Source organism: Bdellovibrio sp. HCB185ZH (assembly GCF_047302455.1).
Classification (GTDB): Bacteria; Bdellovibrionota; Bdellovibrionia; order Bdellovibrionales; family Bdellovibrionaceae; genus Bdellovibrio.
This window is the reverse complement of the sequence record NZ_CP178624.1, coordinates 719,739-735,146: the sequence shown is the minus strand read 5'-3', so window position 1 is coordinate 735,146 and position 15,408 is coordinate 719,739. Positions and strand designations below refer to the sequence as shown.

Genomic DNA, 15,408 nt, shown 5'->3' with positions numbered 1-15,408 from the left:
TACAGCAGGGAGTTTTTATGGAGTCAAAGCAGCAGGAAAATTTAAATTCAGTCACAGATCTTCAACTCGTGGGAATGTCTTGCGTGAACTGCGCCGCAAAGATCGAAAAAACCCTCAATGCCATACCTGAAGTCGTTGCGACGGTGAATTTTGCGACTGAGAAAGCGCATATTGAACATGCGGGTTCTATTGCCCCGGAAGACCTTATCAAAGCCGTCCAAAATGTGGGTTATCAAGCTTTTGAGATGAACTCTCCAACCGATGTGCAATCCTATAAGAAAGAGGCCGCGGCTGAGTACCGTCGGGATTTAATTCACTTTATCGTTTCTGCGATCCTCACGGCTCCGTTTTTGTTTGAGATGGTGATGATGTTCTCGGGTCATCACGAAATTGTTCCACGCTGGTTGCAGATGATTTTAGCAACACCCGTGCAATTCTGGATCGGGTGGCGCTTCTATCGTGGCTCCTATTTCGCCTTAAAAAATAAAAGTGCGAATATGGATGTCTTGGTCGCGCTCGGCACATCAATGGCTTACTTATTAAGCGTCGTGGTGACGGTCTTAAATTGGCAGGAGCAGCACGTTTATTTTGAAGCCAGCACCGCGGTTATCACTCTGATTCTTTTGGGCAAACTGATGGAGTCCCGCGCGAAGGGGAAAACTTCAGAGGCGGTCGAAAGCTTGATTCGCTTACAGCCTAAGTCGGCGTTGATTAAAAAAGACAATGAGTGGGTCGTCACTTCCATTGAGCATGTGATGGTGGGCGACGTCGTCTTAGTAAAAAACGCAGAATCTATTCCCGTGGATGGAGTGGTCGTTGAGGGTTCATCGACGGTTGATGAGTCCATGTTGACTGGGGAAAGCCTGCCAGTGGAAAAAAATACGGCGGATCATGTTTACGCTGCAACACTAAATCAAGATGGCGTCCTGCAGGTTCGCGCAACCAGTGTCGGCTCCAAAACCCAGCTTGAGCAAATCATAAAGATTGTTTCTGCAGCCCAGGGATCCAAAGCACCGATTCAAAGACTTGCGGATAAAATTTCCAGTGTGTTCGTGCCGGTCGTGGTGGCGATAAGTGTTCTGACTTTTTTTGCAACCTGGTGGATCCTGGGGGATTTACAAGCGGCATTTATTTCATCCGTTTCTGTACTGGTGATTGCGTGTCCTTGTGCTTTGGGATTGGCAACACCCACGGCTGTCGTGGTGGGGATCGGCAAGGCTGCACCCTTAGGGATATTATTTAAAGATGCAAAAGCTCTCGAACAAGCTGAGAAGATTGATTACGTGGTATTCGATAAAACTGGAACGATCACCGAGGGGCATCCCGTTGTTGTTCAGGTCGTAGCTACACAAGGAAATAGACAAAACTTTGATTCTGAAAAAATCCTAAAACTTGCTGCAAGCCTGGAGCGAGGCTCTTCTCATCCCTTGGCTCATGCGATCTTTTCAGAAGCTCAGCACAAAGGACTTTCATTATACGGCGTGAGTGATTTTAAGTCTGTCACAGGTCTTGGGGTAGAAGGCGTGATTGCCGGAATTCGCTATCGCCTAGGGCGTCCATCGTGGATTGTTGATGGTTCTTCGCTATCTTTGGAAATCCAGGAGGCGGAAAACAAAGGTCAGACGGTGATGGTGCTTGCTGATGATAACGGCGTTTTAGGTTTTATTTCCGTGGCGGATAAAATCCGTGATTCTTCGAAGGATGCTATTGCCGCCCTAAAAGAACTGGGAATTACCGTGATGATGTTGACCGGCGATAACGAGGGGACCGCAAAAGAGATTGCACGTCAGGTGGGAATTGCAGAATTTAAGCACGGTGTGAAGCCTTCCGACAAAGCGAATGTTATAGTTTCGCTGAAACGAAAAAAACACGTGGTCGCCATGGTGGGTGATGGAATTAACGATGCGCCGGCTTTGGCAATGGCCGATGTGAGTTTTTCAATGTCATCAGGTACAGATATCGCCATCGAGACAGCGGATGTTACTTTGATGAATAATGATCTGATGTCATTAGTTCATGCTGTGAAACTTTCACAGGCGACGTTGAAAAAAATCCGTCAGAATTTGTTCTTTGCCTTCATCTATAATACCCTAGGGATTCCACTCGCGGCATTTGGTATGTTAAATCCGGTGATTGCAGGAGCTGCGATGGCGATGAGTTCAGTTTCTGTGGTCAGCAATTCTCTTTTGCTTAAGAAAAAGAAAGTTTAAGCAGAATCTTTTTCTTTGGATTTAATATAGGCGTCTACTAACCACAGGCGAATGTGTTTAAGGTAGGCGTCCTTCATCCCAAAAAAGACAAAGTGATTTAAGTATCCTGAATCGGTTTTATTTTCTTCGGAATAATTAACGGTCGCAATGATCTCAGGGTTTTGATGCTCTTCCATGCGCCACAGGATAAATTCACGGAAGGCGCCCGTGCTGATGGCACGGTGATATTTCATCACGACGCCCGCTTCTGAGATTTGCGTGATTTCCACGGGATTTGCCACTTTCGCATCAAGCACGTCTTTCACGTAAGGTAGTGTCGTTGGCTCAACTGTCGTGATTGCAAAGTTCGTGATAAGTTTCTTTGCGATATACATTTTATCAAGCGGCGTAAAGTAAATGTCCTTACACCAGCGGCTCATGTCAGCCACTTCTGGTGGAGTGATTTTCGTGCGCGAAAGAATAATCAGTTGGGGAGTCTCTTTCCACTCCGTGCTGTGTTTTTTCGCGCGGTCCTTCATTTTTTCGACCAGCGCGTTCCAGGTTTTTTCTTTCTCGATATCCAGCATATGATAATTAATAATCACCAGGTCTGGATTTAGTGGAGGATTTTGGCGCTCTTTGCTGTCCAAATCCTGCAAATCCGATAGCAGTTGTCCCTGGCTTTTGTAGCTAAAGACTTCCACGTTTTGAAAACGCTGATTGAGCATCGTTTTGAACTCGATATCCAAGGGCTCATCATCGTTCAAAAGAATGATGCGAGTTTTTAGATTTCCCATCGGAGTTTGTAGATCCAAGGATTGATGGCTTTTGTTTTGCAAAATATCGCGGCGGATCTTAGCAATCTGCCCTGGGTCTGCAGCCACAAATTGAAAAGTGCAAAGATATTCTTTAATGGAGATTTCTTTGCAAGCGACACAAACCGCAAGCAAGCTTTTCTTACTGTCTGAAGTAAAGGAATCGCTATAGTATTTGGTGATCGCACCGATTTTAATTTCGTGATTGTTTAAGCTTGTAAATCCAATTTCAGATAAAGACTGTAGCTGAATATCCTTAAGCATTTCGATGGTTGCTGACATCTTCGCAGCTGTCAGTGTCGAGCTGGTCACCGGGTGATGGCCGGTCAAAGCATACTGCAGATGCTCTTTGATGATCAGCTTATCAAAAGGCTTATAAAGAACATTGTTGATGATGCGATCTTCCGCAAGCTTAATATCAAAAGTAGGGCTTTCGAAAGCCGTTAAGATCAATGCTGTGGGCTCTTGTTCTGAGCACATTTTTTTACGAATGAAAAAATCCCGGGCGCGGCGAACCAATCCCATATTCTGCGTTCCCAAAAACTCATCTTTTGCAATAACCAGACGAAGCTCATCGGCAATTGAAGGTTCAGTTAAGTCAGAAAGATCAGATGGATGTTTCGTTCCAGCTTGAGCCAAGGCTTTGGCTCCTTCGTGGACTGCGACTTTAAGGAATTCGTGGAAGCTTGCAAGACCCTTGAAAAAGCGAATATGAAGCTGAGGATCTATACTTTTCAGGCTTTCATATAGATCCTGACTTGTTCTCTCGTCATCTTCGAGTATCAGGATAAACTTCATAGTACTATTGTATCTTGAAATGGGACTAAAAACCAGATGACTGGATTTTAGTCCCGAAATGAGAGTTTAGCGGAAAAGGAAATAGACCGCACCTACAAGGCAGAGCCCTGCATAGAGGTAATCCATCTTAAGTGGTTGACCCATATACCAGTAAGAAAATCCCGCAAAGACCACCATCGTGATGACCTCTTGAATTATCTTAAGCTGTGGCAAAGTGTAGACTTGGGCGCCCATTCGGTTTGCTGGCACCTGAAAAATATATTCAAACAAAGCGATGCCCCAGCTAACAGCAATCGCGATCCAAAGAGCGGAGCTTTTAAGGCTTTTCAAATGCCCATACCACGCAAAGGTCATAAAGATATTTGAAATCAAAAGCAGGACAACGGGGCTCACATAATGAAGCATTATTTATGGGTCCTTTGATTATAGGCGTGGTTGCACAAAAGACTCGCGATACGACGATACTCACTCAATAGATCTAAGTGGATCGAACTTGTATTGATCGAAGTATTCAAACCGCGATTCAAACGGCTGATGTGATTTTCGCGCAGTGAAATTTCAAGCTTCGCTAAATCACGTTTTAGCTGAATCGCTTCTTCGCAAAGATCACGATTTTGGTAAGCATTGACGGCCATCGCAGCCACCTTCACAACCTGTTCGTGCATTTCGCGAATTTCTGCCCAACCTTCGCCTGAGAACTCAAGTTTCAAAGCGTTCTTTTTGATCGCCAGGGCCAGAATGTTGATGTCAATTGCATCCGCCGCACGTTCCGCATCGCTGAGGAACATGATCATGTTCATGATGTTTTGATGAACCACGGTGCTGGATTTATTAGCGTGGTCCAATAAGAACATTTTTGTTTCGCGGTAAAGGAAGTCGACCTTGTTGTCGCGATCTTTGATAGAATCAAAAACTTTGGGATCATTGGTTTCAAAAAGCTTGATTGAGTCTTTGATCATTCCGATCACGATATCTGCTGTACGCATAATCTCGCGATTAGCATAAGAAACTGCCAAGGCTGAGCTTTGGTAGTTATTCATGTTCACGAACTCGGTGCCAAATTCCTCGGAGGCTGCTTTCGGGAACATTTTCTCAATCCACTGAGCCCCTTTATCGATAAACGGATAAAAGATGATCGCAGAAATAATATTGAAAATCAGGTGGGCATTGGCAATGGAGCGTGCGACCGTCGTATCAAAGGTCATTAAGAAATCAATAAAGAGCTGCGTGAACGGGTAAAAGATCACCACGCTGATGGTTTTATAAAAGAAATGGGCCCAGGCCACTTGGCGACCGATATAGTTGCCACCTGCTGCTGAAATCAATGCAACCGATGTTGTTCCGATATTGGCACCATAGACCCAGATCATTGCATCATAAAACGTAATCGCTTTTACCGCAGCCAAGCTCATCGCAAGACCAATGGTGATCGCTGAACTCTGAACGAACGCGCAGAATACGATCGAGATCATCAAAGAATAGCCAGGATTGTCACGGACACTTTGGAAGAATTCCGTTAGCATCGGATTTTCTGCAAAGTGATGAGAAGCCGTCGATACCAGTTTTAAACCCAAGAATAGCAATCCAAAACCCATGCACGCGAGTGCCAGATTTTTAAATACGGTTTTCTTGGCTTTAAAGTAAAACGCAAACGAAATAGCAAAAACGGGAAGTGCATACTGAGTCAGATCAAAAGAGATCAATTGCACCGTCAAAGTGGTACCAATTGCAGTACCAATGATAACACCCATAACCTGGCGCAAGTTGATCACTCGCGCTGAACCCAAGCCCACGAGCATCGACGTCGCAGCCCCGGAGCTTTGCATAAGCGTCGTTAAGCCGACACCCGTAAAGATCGCTAAAAGTTTACTCTGGGAAAGGTGATTCAAAAGGCTTGTGATCTTACCGGACATCAATTTTTCAAGTGACGAACTGGTTATGGACATTCCGTAGAGGAAGAGTGCTACACCGCTGATAAGTAAAATAAAGAAGGAATTCTGTGTATCAATCATAAAGAATCATCTTAGCAGCATTTTTTTAGTTTTAGGAAGCAGCAATTCTGATTTATGCTGAGTCTTCCTCGAAGGAGTTTCCGATGTCGGATCTGAAAAAGCCCGTTTTGGTAGTGGCCGCAGTCATTCGTAAAGAAAATGACTCGGAAAAGCGCATTTTGCTAGTGCGTCGAGGCCCGGATCAAAGCGGTGCAGGATTTTGGGAGTTTCCCGGTGGAAAAGTGGAGCCCTCGGAGTCTCCGGAGCAAGCACTTCGCCGGGAAATAGATGAGGAGCTCGGAATTGCTATCACCGTAGGCAATCTTATCGGTGAAAAGGATTTCGCTTATCCTTCAAAAACCATTCGCCTAAGAGTTTACGAAGCCTTGACGATCAGTTCGGAAATCACTTTAACCGAGCATGATGCGATGAAATGGTTAAAGGCCGATGAAATTGTTAAAGACGAACTCTCGGCAGCGGATCGACCTTTTGTGGAAATGCTTCAAGGTAAAAGATAAGATCGTTCACTCGGAGTAGGAAGACGGCAAAAGTCTCTTTGCCCAAACCATGAATAGCGATTTTTTGCGATCAGTTTGTAGAGACTGTCTCGGATAAAGCCGGGGATAATCCATCCAAGTCGAGACAGACCATAGACTCCACCCAAACCCGAAAGTATTTTAAGAACCGCCGCTGAGCGATGGTAAATCCGACCTGACTCATAGTAGATCACTGTATCCAGGTTTACACGATCTTGTGCCGGTAAAAGCGCCTCCGCTGTCGAACCTTGGAGTGGGGCGAACAAAAAACGATGCTGTGGATCGCGAGTAATTACTGCATCCACGAAGCCATTACAAAGATGGCAGACGCCGTCGAAAAACACCACATTTCTCATTTTAACATCCACGTTTTCCATAGCAATCCCAGGCTACAATCATTATACTACTTAAACAAGCTGTGGGGGCCTCACGAATGGAAGTATTTTTGTTTCCGCTGGTCAATGTGACGTTGTTTCCGCATACGACCAAACCCCTAAATATTTTTGAACCTCGATATCTGACCATGGTGAAAAACGCCGTGGCCAACAACATGCCCATTGCCATGGGCTATATCGAAGATCCCTCTAAAGTTGCTCCCGTTCCTCCAGGAGAGCCAGTCCCGTTTGTGCGCGAAATCGCGGGTTACGGTTACGTTCAAATCATCGAAGAACGAGTGAATGGAACTCTTCTGGTCTTTTTGCAAGGCCAAGGCAAGTTACGTTTAAAACATACTGTGGATTACAAAACGCCTTATCTCGTTTGTCAGTCAGAGATCATTCCCGAGCAAACGATCGTCGATCAACAGCACCTAGTGCGCCTTCAGGCGCTTAACAAAGTGCTTATTCGCTGGATTCACACTCACATCCCGGACCCTTCTCAGCGCGATATGTTTTTGAGAAATCTGAATCGCCCCGAGGAAGTTGTGGGAGCTTTTGCCTCTTACATGGTGCGCGATTATGACCTGCAGCAGATGGTTCTAGAGTATAACGACATTAACGAGAAGGTGGATTTTCTCCACCGTCTGACGGAATCAAATGAACTGACGACTTAGAGTCCTAAGTCGTCGCTTTCGCGGGATTGCGGGTAAAGAAAACCCACTGAAGCAAAACCACCCAAATTACTTGGGCCAAGCACAGATGCGTGATTTTCATCCACGTTGGCGCATGTAAAAAGAGTGTGCTAAAGCCAAAAATAATTTGCACGATTAAAATCACACTCATTTGTACGGATTTTTTCTGCAGCAGAACATTTTCCGTTGTCTGCGCTTTAAGCCAGAAAAACAGAGCAAGGCTTCCAGCACCTAAAACGGCCAGCACCGGATGAAGACCGCGCAGACGAATAAGGTAGTGCGAATCCGAAGAAAGGTCCGCTAACAATCCATCCAAAATATTATCAGTTGGGAAAAGTGAATTCGAAAGTGCCGCCCAGGCACCGGTCGTTCCAAGCACAACGATAATCCACGGGAAGAGTTTATATTTTTTGTAGTTAGCGAGCGGTGTCGGAGTGGTGTCGTTCAACGCGGCCGAAGCGTAAGCCAGTGCCACGGCACCAGTTAACATAAATGAATTCACCTGATGCAGCGCCATCACAAACGCACGATAAGGAGTGTCGTTCGTCGTGACGAGTTTGAAAAGAACGAGCTTTGCTCCCAAAAGGGCTTCTGTGATCATGAAAATCAAAGTTGCGATGGCAGCCTTGCGAGCGAAGTGGCCCACCGGATAAAGTTTGCGCGCAATCCAAAAGAAATAAATCACGACAAAACCATAGATACCTGACATCAGGCGATGCCCATACTCCACCCAGGTTTTTCCACGTTGGGCTTCGGGAATCAGCTGGCCGTGACATAAAGGCCACGTATCACCACAGCCATCACCCGAGTGAGAAATGCGCACCCAGGCGCCCCACAAAATCACCAGGATCGTGTAAATCAAAAGCCCAAATGCAAGTTTCTTGTATTGAGTGCGTGTCATCATGGGCAAAGGGCTATCACGGGCTTGAAACTCGGTCAATAAACGGCTCTAATAGACCGCATGAGTAATCAACATCACCACCATCATCACAGTCACAGCTCAGGCCATCATCACCACCATAGTCATGGAGCGGCCATTGGGCGCATGAGATTCGCCTTTGTCCTCAACCTGGGGTTCGCATTGGTGGAGTTGGTAGGTGGTTATCTGACGAACTCCGTTGCCATCATGAGTGATGCTCTTCATGATTTTGGTGATGCTTTGGCCATGATTATTGCGATCGTTATGGAGAAAGTTTCTCATAAAACCAGCGACCAAAAATTTTCATACGGCTACCGTCGTTTTTCTGTTTTAGGTGCTGTGATCACCGGAATGGTTTTGATCATCGGTTCTGTTTTTATTTTGATTGAAGCGGTTCCGCGACTGTTGAACCCGCAGCAGGTTCATGCGGATGGGATGTTAATCCTTGCGGTCTTTGGTGTTGCGATCAATGGTTTCGCAGCTCTTCGAGTTTCGAAAGGCACCTCTTTGAATGAGCGCATGTTGATGTGGCACATGATCGAAGATGTCTTGGGCTGGGTTCTGGTTTTATTCGGCGCTTTGGTGATGAAATTCTGGGATGTTCCGCAGGTGGATGCGGGGCTGGCAGTGGCACTGTCATTGTGGATTTTGTTTAACGTCTTTAAAAATCTGCGTGAAGCAATGAAGGTTTTCTTGATGGCTTCTCCGACGAGTGCTTCCGTTGAATCTGTTTCTGATAATATAAAAAAGAACCCGCTGGTTGTGGATGTTCACCACGCGCACCTCTGGTCACTTGATGGAGAGAATCACGTTTTTACCGCTCACGTCGTGCTAAAAGGCGACGCAACTCCGGCGGATATGGAAGCTGTGAAACACCAGATCAAAAAACAAGTGAGAGAGTTTGGGATCATCGAAGCGACTATTGAAACAGAACTTATGGGCGTTTCCTGCGTCGATCCTCATCATACTTAGCTTGAAACATTGTTCTCATTGTGTAACCAGCACACGGTATGGACCTGAAAATTCAGGGTAATCCATGAAAGTACATGTCGTCCTGTTTGTTTTACTCCGATAAAGAGTGATCAATCGAGGCCGTTATGTTGGTTAAAAACAAGTCAGGGAACGCTTTATTGCAAGTGCTTGCTGCGCTCGTTGTGATGGGCATCAGCTTTTACTTTCTATCAGCCTATGTCATCGCCCAAAGAAAACAAATCGTAAAAACCAAGAACGTCGTGGCTCTTAAATTTGCCGTTAATAGTGCGATGGACTATGTGGTCTTTGGTGTTCGGCAGAAGTACTGTTTCGATAACGGCACACTATTACAGAATATAGATGCCTGTAACTGGAAGCATGCCGGCAGCGTTGAACGCCTGGTGATGTCGGATGAGCAACTGCAAGCACTCCGTGAGATGGTCGCAGCGGGAGCTAACATCGGTCCCCATGATTCAGATATGAGTAAGTTGCGGGTCGATACCATTGATCTCATGCTTAATTTTCCTGTCTCTCCAGCGCATCCCTTGTTTCCGATCGTCGATGCCCTCAAAACGGTCGTAAATGAAACTACAGGGCAGGTGGTGAAGGTTAAAGGAATTCACGTCGTGTTAAATCGTCCTGCTAATAGCGGTTATCTTCCCAAAGCCGGTCGTGAGGTTTACGTAATGGCGGAAGCCTCGTTATTGGATGACAGTGGTAATGTGATTCAGGTGGGGCGTGCGCCACTGAGTGTTCGCTCGCAAATTGCCATCTATCCGCGAGAGATGGGATCTTTCGCCTTGGTACTTCCTCGAGATCTCCACTTAGATAAAGACTGGAATGCCTCGGCCACGAATGGTGACGTGAACCTGCATAAGTTTAATGACAGAGCCTCGGTGGGTCAAAGTGGGGGCCTTGTGTTTAACAGTCCTGTTTTTGTCAACGGCAACATCTATTTACCAACTGACACTGGCAATGCGGGCACCTCGAACTATTCCGCCGTCACTTTTGCAGATCGATTATATATGGGGAATGGCTGGATTTTAAAACCCGATGGCTCTCCCTTTGCTCCGGCGACTTTGGGTGGTTTGCCGGATCGCTACTGGTCAGATTCTCGGGTCTTCGGGGGATTTTTAAATGGGATCGAAAATGATGGCAGTTCTGATGCGGGACTCGAAGTTCTCTCTGGGCAGGTGAGCAACTTGCCAGCCGGTGATTTCGATTGGAACCGTATTTGTGCCGACTATAATAAAAAGACTGTCGATATCGGAACGATGAAAGTTTCTAAAATCAAAGCGAAGATGGTTGATGATTCAACAGATGGTCAAACGCAGAATTCAAAATATAAAATCACACTGAGTAATTACAACCAGTATTACCCACAGAAAAATCCAATTCCGGCACCTAACGTAGATAAATGGAAACCGGGAACTGCGAATGTCACGAATATTAATAAATACGGAGATACTACGAACACCGGTGCCGTGACATCTATCATCCTTGCTTACGGCAGTGGATCTGATTACCGTGAAGTGATCTTTGATATGACTAAGTACGGAACTGCAGTTTTATCTCCGGCAGTGGCAAATGAAGACCGTCGCAAAGATTTGGAGGCCGCTTTAAAAGCAGCGAACGAAACGATCAGTCAATCTTCCGACAAAACGAACGCTCTTCAAACTGATTTGAATAAATCCATAACTGACTTAGCCGCAGCCAACGCGGAGCTAGCTACCAAGAAAACACAATTGGATGCGGAGTTGGCAAAACCAGTTTACGCAAGTCCTTCACCAAGTCCTACAGCGAGCCCTACGGTAAGCCCCTCTCCGAGTGCGAGTCCGACAGTGAGTCCGTCGCCCACAGAATCGCCAACAGCTTCTCCGACAGTGTCCCCGACGGTATCCCCAACCGTGTCACCGACAGTTTCGCCTACGGTGTCTCCAACGGCATCAGCCAGTGTGACTCCCTCGCCATCAGCAACCGCAAGTCCGACGCCAACACCGTCTCCTACGGTAGGAGATCCTTCACTTTATCAAAACCCTGATACAATTGCGAAGTTGAATCAGGAAATCGATGCATTAAATAAAAAAATCAGTGATCTGCAGGCGCATATTGCTAACCTCAAAAACGTGCAGATTCCAGCAAATGATAAAAACAATGCGGATGCAAAAGCCACAGTGTCCTCAGCGACGGCTGCCTTGGCTGACTACCAGCAAATGATCAATAATCCGCCGAAGTTTACAATTGAAATGGATGCAATGAAAACGGGAAGCGGTCGTGAGTATCTGGATCGCGCTTACTTGTCAGTGAATCTTATGAACGCCGCTAATTTGAGGGATACTGACGGAAACAAGATCACTGTTTTCTCGGTGCGTTTTAAGGCCTATGACGGAACCTATTGGAATAGTACGCCGGTGTGGCCGGATGCAAACAGTCCGACGCATTTGATGGGATATTTGAATTACAGTATTGATGGTGCAGGCAACATCATCAGACCTTCCGGGCTTTCTGCAACACCTAATACGTCGGGGGCAGAGGAGGATGAGTCGGGTAACTCCACAGACATCGCTCAGGCCTGCGAGGATTTTTACGACAATATGAACTCTCAATCTTTTGGTGCAGCCAACTGGGGGACGAGCTTTGCCGGGGGCACTCGTTCCTCCTGGAATTTTGCGGGCTTGGATACCTCTGTACCGAAAGAAAAAGGTCACGAAAGTGAACCGATCTTGGCAGAAAGAATTTTCAGCACGGACAGTACGGATTTCTTAGTGAACTCTATTGTGGGGAATTGCGTGATTGAAGCTGGTGCAAGTTTCGTCACGGGTTTTTTCACTTGCGACAATCTTACAATCAAAGGTGGCCGTTCAAAGCCATTAACAATCGTGGGAACCTTCATCATCGGCAAGACATTAAAAATTGATGAGCAGGCTATTCGCACCGGTATTCAGTGGAATAGCATTTATCATCCTCAATCGACGCGTATTTTACGTTCACGAAAAATTTTGAAACCGATGACGGAACCCACGAATGTGGCAAAGTGTGACAACCTCCCGTCACCCATCTGGCATCCGATTCCATCTATTCAAGAAACTGCAGATCGCATGGCATGTAATGTGATCAGTCTGCGTGCGAAAGCTGATCCGTTTAAGTGGACAGCTGTGGACCCGGATTGTGGCGTGGATCCGGCGAAACAACAAACTGTTCCCACCTGCAAGCGTCGTATCATCCGCTATTTCGTGGTTGAGCAATCCAGAGAAGGGCTGGGGATGTGATGAAAAAGCTAAACTCTCAGGGGCAAACTATTGTTGAGACACTTGTTGCGTTGGGATTGATTTCCTTTATCGGTTTGATTTTTTTCGGCGGACTGGTGCAGCTTCGTAAAACGACGTCTGATAGTTTGCTGGATTCCGCGACAGACCGACAGATCGCCGATATCGCCGAAAATATTAAAGCGGGTGTGCAAAAGTATCAGGTGAATTTCAACCTGGACAAAGCCGCCTTAGAAACTTTATTGAAGCCCGAAAATCTTCCTATGGTTTGGGATGTGGGTGTGGTGGCAGAGAAAGGACAGTGCGATCGCTGTCAGGGGGCTTACGGATATGTGATTCAACCATTTGATAAGTACCGGGGACTTTACATGGTGACTTTGCGTCTGTCTCATAAAAGCTGGCTTCCGGCAGAGCCGTATCGTGACTACAACTTTATAGTGAGTGCCAAATAATGTTTAAGAACCAAAAAGGCTTAACTTTAGTGGAAGTGATGATCGGAATTGGATTATTCGCGATCGTGATTTCGATTGTTGTGGCTGTGCAGGTCAAAATGTCCCAACAGCATTTTGAGATGATTAGAAAACTGGATGATTCCGTCGATCAAAATCTGGCAGAAAGAATTCTTTTTAAGGACCTTAGTGGCATCGATATTTCCTATAACAATCTTGTGGTAAAAGATGACCGCGGAAATAATTTTTATGATTTCTATCCTGATATCACAGAAAATATTCTTAAAGTGCGGGCCGATCGGGAACTGAATTTAAAGTTAGATGGGAAGAATACGTTTTACGTTTTCTCTCAAAATGCTGCGGCAGGAGCTCTTCTCACTTATGATCCCATGTGGGCCTATGACGTGGGACCAGAACCCGCCGATCCAAATGTTCCAGCGACTCTGACATTTAATGGAGAAAAAAATAGAAAATGGATTTCCAATGAAAAAAACGGGGGACGCCCGGGCTTTTGGAAAGAAGGGCATCTTTTATTCTATGATACTCCCAGCCGTATCCGTCCCAGTGTCGGCGACGTGATTGATAAAACCATTCCACCCCGCAGTTCCTTTTATGTGGGGTCTGTTAATGCCACCACCAATATTCTGCAAAACATGTCAGGGGATGCTGCAGGTTTATTTAATATGACCGAGCCGGATTCCGGGGAAACGATCAACAGTCTGGATGAATTTCTAAGAAAAGTTCCCGCAGTCGGTGGTGGTCAGACGATTGTGCGCGTACGTGCGGCCCGGCTGGTGAAATACTATATTGAACCAGATACGAAAAAAAATGCTGAGCTTTACGATCTTGCTCCCGCCAATTTTTATATGGCGGAGTATCGCGATGGTCAGTTTGAAAAGCCGACATTGCTAGCGGATGGCGTGGGCAGAGTATTGTTCCGTCGCGATTCGGTTATAAAGAAAATGATTTATTTTAAAATTCAAAAAGCCCAATTGAAATAGGGGAGCGTTATGAAAAGCACAAACTTCTTGATAGGAGTCATTTTGTGGTTAGGCGCGACAGCTCATGCCGATCAGGAATCTGTGGTGACAGTCAGTAAAGATGTGCCGATGGCGGTGAATTCCGTTTCTGCGGGGGAGTCTCTTTCGGGTGCTCCTGCTTCGGGAACGGTGACTCGTTCTGGCAAAAGCACGATGACAGTTCGTCTGATCAATTCCTGCTTTGCCACGAATCTGCGCGCGGTTTCAAATCCTTTGGCGAAGAGTTCTCTGGTCAATGCGGATATCGATATCATGGTCGGTGGAATTAAATATCACTTGTTTGCAGAATTCCCTGCGGCTCTTGTCGGAGCGAAGGGAAGTGGCGTCCCTGATTCTGGAAAGGTGGGGAATTTCAATGAAACGAAAGCTGGGGTGACTCCCGTAGGCGGCACCGTTGCTGCCTTTGGTAACATCGTTGAATTTAAAACCAAAATTCCCACGGCCGTGACGGTCGATAACGAAGCAAATATCACAGTGTCTAAAGATTCAGTTTCTTTGGGTGCGATGTCTTTTGTGCAATCTGTTCAAGATTGCAATTCAGGGCCCGTATTTGGTGATTATGGATGGTCGTCAAAAATGCCAACTTATGCGTGCGGAAATTTCATGGGTAAAGACGGCGATGTCACAGCCACCTTTGGTGGATTTAACGTTGCACCGGACCGTTCGTTGGTTGAACTCTTCATCAGTTTCCCCGGCGAAACTGGTTTCTGTGGGGGATTTTGGTCGCCGCTGATGGTCTTCTTTGATGATAAGCTTCCAAAATTTAACACCATCTCTGATTTTCCTCTGAACCCAGGAGGGCAAGTTTATTGGCCCGACGCCAACAGCCCGGGATTTTTTCTCGCGATGGATCGAGATCACAATGGCAAGATCGATCAGAAAAATGAACTCTTTGGAGACAACAGTACCGAAATAAATGGTTTCGAAGCGCTGAAAAAACTCGACACCAATCATGATGGCGTCATCGATTCCAAAGACAAGGATTTCAAAAAATTAGTTCTTTGGAATGACAAGAATGCAGACGGAAACAGCGAGGCCCGTGAGCTTACCAAGGCAGGATTAAAGCTTATAAAAATTTCTTTAAAGTACCGTGTGAGTGCAGAAAGTTTAGGAAACGCCGAAATTCGCGAGCGTGCAAAGTTCTGGTACACAGATGCGAAAGGCAAAAAGCGCACCGGAAATATTTATGACATTTGGCTGGCACCTCATATCCCGACCCAGATTGCTGAGACGAAATGATGAGGGGTGTTCGTTTCAAGCGGATACGTTTCCTATTTTGAGAATGGAGTTAAGTTTTGGATATGTTTATAAATGAGACGGGAGTGCTGTTTTATTGATACAAAAGTGAGCAGATAGTTAGCGTA

Annotated in this window: 13 protein-coding genes; 8 read left to right on the top strand and 5 right to left on the bottom strand. The window is 46.0% G+C overall.

Going from position 1 to position 15,408, the window contains the following annotated elements; genetic code table 11:
* Window positions 1-17: 17 nt before the first annotated feature.
* Complete coding sequence (locus tag ACLSU7_RS03655; RefSeq protein WP_413294198.1) at window positions 18-2,210, top strand: heavy metal translocating P-type ATPase; 2,193 nt, start codon at window positions 18-20, stop codon at window positions 2,208-2,210.
* Here the strand turns inward: ACLSU7_RS03655 and ACLSU7_RS03650 are convergent.
* From ACLSU7_RS03650 to ACLSU7_RS03640, 3 genes are all read right to left on the bottom strand, one after another.
* Window positions 2,207-3,802, bottom strand: a complete 1,596-nt coding sequence (locus tag ACLSU7_RS03650; protein WP_413294197.1) for a hypothetical protein — start codon at window positions 3,800-3,802, stop codon at window positions 2,207-2,209. The genes ACLSU7_RS03655 and ACLSU7_RS03650 overlap by 4 nt on opposite strands.
* Before the next feature lie 66 nt (window positions 3,803-3,868).
* Window positions 3,869-4,207 carry a DMT family protein gene (locus ACLSU7_RS03645; RefSeq protein WP_413294196.1) on the bottom strand — a complete coding sequence of 113 codons (339 nt, stop codon included), beginning with the start codon at window positions 4,205-4,207 and terminating at the stop codon, window positions 3,869-3,871.
* Complete coding sequence (locus tag ACLSU7_RS03640) at window positions 4,207-5,814, bottom strand: Na/Pi cotransporter family protein (RefSeq protein WP_413294195.1); 1,608 nt, start codon at window positions 5,812-5,814, stop codon at window positions 4,207-4,209. The genes ACLSU7_RS03645 and ACLSU7_RS03640 overlap by 1 nt, the downstream gene beginning before the upstream one ends.
* 83 nt (window positions 5,815-5,897) lie before the next feature.
* On the opposite strand from ACLSU7_RS03640, the gene ACLSU7_RS03635 reads away from it, so the two are divergent.
* Window positions 5,898-6,311, top strand: coding sequence for a (deoxy)nucleoside triphosphate pyrophosphohydrolase (locus tag ACLSU7_RS03635; protein ID WP_413294194.1), 414 nt, complete (start codon window positions 5,898-5,900; stop codon window positions 6,309-6,311).
* Here the strand turns inward: ACLSU7_RS03635 and ACLSU7_RS03630 are convergent.
* A complete protein-coding gene (locus ACLSU7_RS03630; RefSeq protein WP_413294192.1) occupies window positions 6,296-6,706 on the bottom strand; it encodes a thiol-disulfide oxidoreductase DCC family protein in 411 nt (136 codons plus the stop codon). The two genes, ACLSU7_RS03635 and ACLSU7_RS03630, sit on opposite strands and share 16 nt — an antisense overlap.
* Before the next feature lie 56 nt (window positions 6,707-6,762).
* Here ACLSU7_RS03630 and ACLSU7_RS03625 point away from each other — a divergent pair, with 56 nt between their 5' ends.
* Window positions 6,763-7,380 carry an LON peptidase substrate-binding domain-containing protein gene (locus ACLSU7_RS03625; protein ID WP_413294191.1) on the top strand — a complete coding sequence of 206 codons (618 nt, stop codon included), beginning with the start codon at window positions 6,763-6,765 and terminating at the stop codon, window positions 7,378-7,380.
* A gap of 4 nt (window positions 7,381-7,384) precedes the next feature.
* On the opposite strand, the gene ACLSU7_RS03620 is transcribed toward ACLSU7_RS03625, so the two are convergent.
* Window positions 7,385-8,302, bottom strand: a complete 918-nt coding sequence (locus ACLSU7_RS03620; protein ID WP_413294190.1) for a COX15/CtaA family protein — start codon at window positions 8,300-8,302, stop codon at window positions 7,385-7,387.
* A 57-nt stretch (window positions 8,303-8,359) separates the two neighbouring features.
* Here ACLSU7_RS03620 and ACLSU7_RS03615 point away from each other — a divergent pair, with 57 nt between their 5' ends.
* From ACLSU7_RS03615 to ACLSU7_RS03595, 5 genes are all read left to right on the top strand, one after another.
* Complete coding sequence (locus ACLSU7_RS03615) at window positions 8,360-9,289, top strand: cation diffusion facilitator family transporter (RefSeq protein ID WP_413294189.1); 930 nt, start codon at window positions 8,360-8,362, stop codon at window positions 9,287-9,289.
* A gap of 125 nt (window positions 9,290-9,414) precedes the next feature.
* Window positions 9,415-12,558, top strand: a complete 3,144-nt coding sequence (locus ACLSU7_RS03610) for a hypothetical protein (RefSeq protein ID WP_413294188.1) — start codon at window positions 9,415-9,417, stop codon at window positions 12,556-12,558.
* Entirely contained in the window at window positions 12,558-13,007 is a 450-nt protein-coding gene (locus tag ACLSU7_RS03605; RefSeq protein WP_413294187.1) for a hypothetical protein, read from the top strand. The genes ACLSU7_RS03610 and ACLSU7_RS03605 overlap by 1 nt, the downstream gene beginning before the upstream one ends.
* Entirely contained in the window at window positions 13,007-14,005 is a 999-nt protein-coding gene (locus ACLSU7_RS03600) for a type IV pilus modification PilV family protein (RefSeq protein WP_413294186.1), read from the top strand. The genes ACLSU7_RS03605 and ACLSU7_RS03600 overlap by 1 nt, the downstream gene beginning before the upstream one ends.
* Window positions 14,006-14,014: 9 nt before the next feature.
* Window positions 14,015-15,283: an EF-hand domain-containing protein gene (locus tag ACLSU7_RS03595; protein WP_413294185.1), complete on the top strand. Its 1,269-nt coding sequence runs from the start codon at window positions 14,015-14,017 to the stop codon at window positions 15,281-15,283.
* Window positions 15,284-15,408 lie beyond the last annotated feature (125 nt).

Bases quoted from the DNA above. Each gene is read 5' to 3' on its own strand.
- ACLSU7_RS03605 (WP_413294187.1), top strand. From the start codon at position 12,558: ATGAAAAAGCTAAACTCTCAGGGGCAAACTATTGTTGAGACACTTGTT.
- ACLSU7_RS03650 (WP_413294197.1), bottom strand. From the start codon at position 3,802: ATGAAGTTTATCCTGATACTCGAAGATGACGAGAGAACAAGTCAGGAT.
- ACLSU7_RS03620 (WP_413294190.1), bottom strand. From the start codon at position 8,302: ATGATGACACGCACTCAATACAAGAAACTTGCATTTGGGCTTTTGATT.
- ACLSU7_RS03610 (WP_413294188.1), top strand. From the start codon at position 9,415: ATGTTGGTTAAAAACAAGTCAGGGAACGCTTTATTGCAAGTGCTTGCT.
- ACLSU7_RS03630 (WP_413294192.1), bottom strand. From the start codon at position 6,706: ATGGAAAACGTGGATGTTAAAATGAGAAATGTGGTGTTTTTCGACGGC.
- ACLSU7_RS03595 (WP_413294185.1), top strand. From the start codon at position 14,015: ATGAAAAGCACAAACTTCTTGATAGGAGTCATTTTGTGGTTAGGCGCG.
- ACLSU7_RS03635 (WP_413294194.1), top strand. From the start codon at position 5,898: ATGTCGGATCTGAAAAAGCCCGTTTTGGTAGTGGCCGCAGTCATTCGT.
- ACLSU7_RS03625 (WP_413294191.1), top strand. From the start codon at position 6,763: ATGGAAGTATTTTTGTTTCCGCTGGTCAATGTGACGTTGTTTCCGCAT.
- ACLSU7_RS03615 (WP_413294189.1), top strand. From the start codon at position 8,360: ATGAGTAATCAACATCACCACCATCATCACAGTCACAGCTCAGGCCAT.
- ACLSU7_RS03645 (WP_413294196.1), bottom strand. From the start codon at position 4,207: ATGCTTCATTATGTGAGCCCCGTTGTCCTGCTTTTGATTTCAAATATC.
- ACLSU7_RS03600 (WP_413294186.1), top strand. From the start codon at position 13,007: ATGTTTAAGAACCAAAAAGGCTTAACTTTAGTGGAAGTGATGATCGGA.
- ACLSU7_RS03640 (WP_413294195.1), bottom strand. From the start codon at position 5,814: ATGATTGATACACAGAATTCCTTCTTTATTTTACTTATCAGCGGTGTA.
- ACLSU7_RS03655 (WP_413294198.1), top strand. From the start codon at position 18: ATGGAGTCAAAGCAGCAGGAAAATTTAAATTCAGTCACAGATCTTCAA.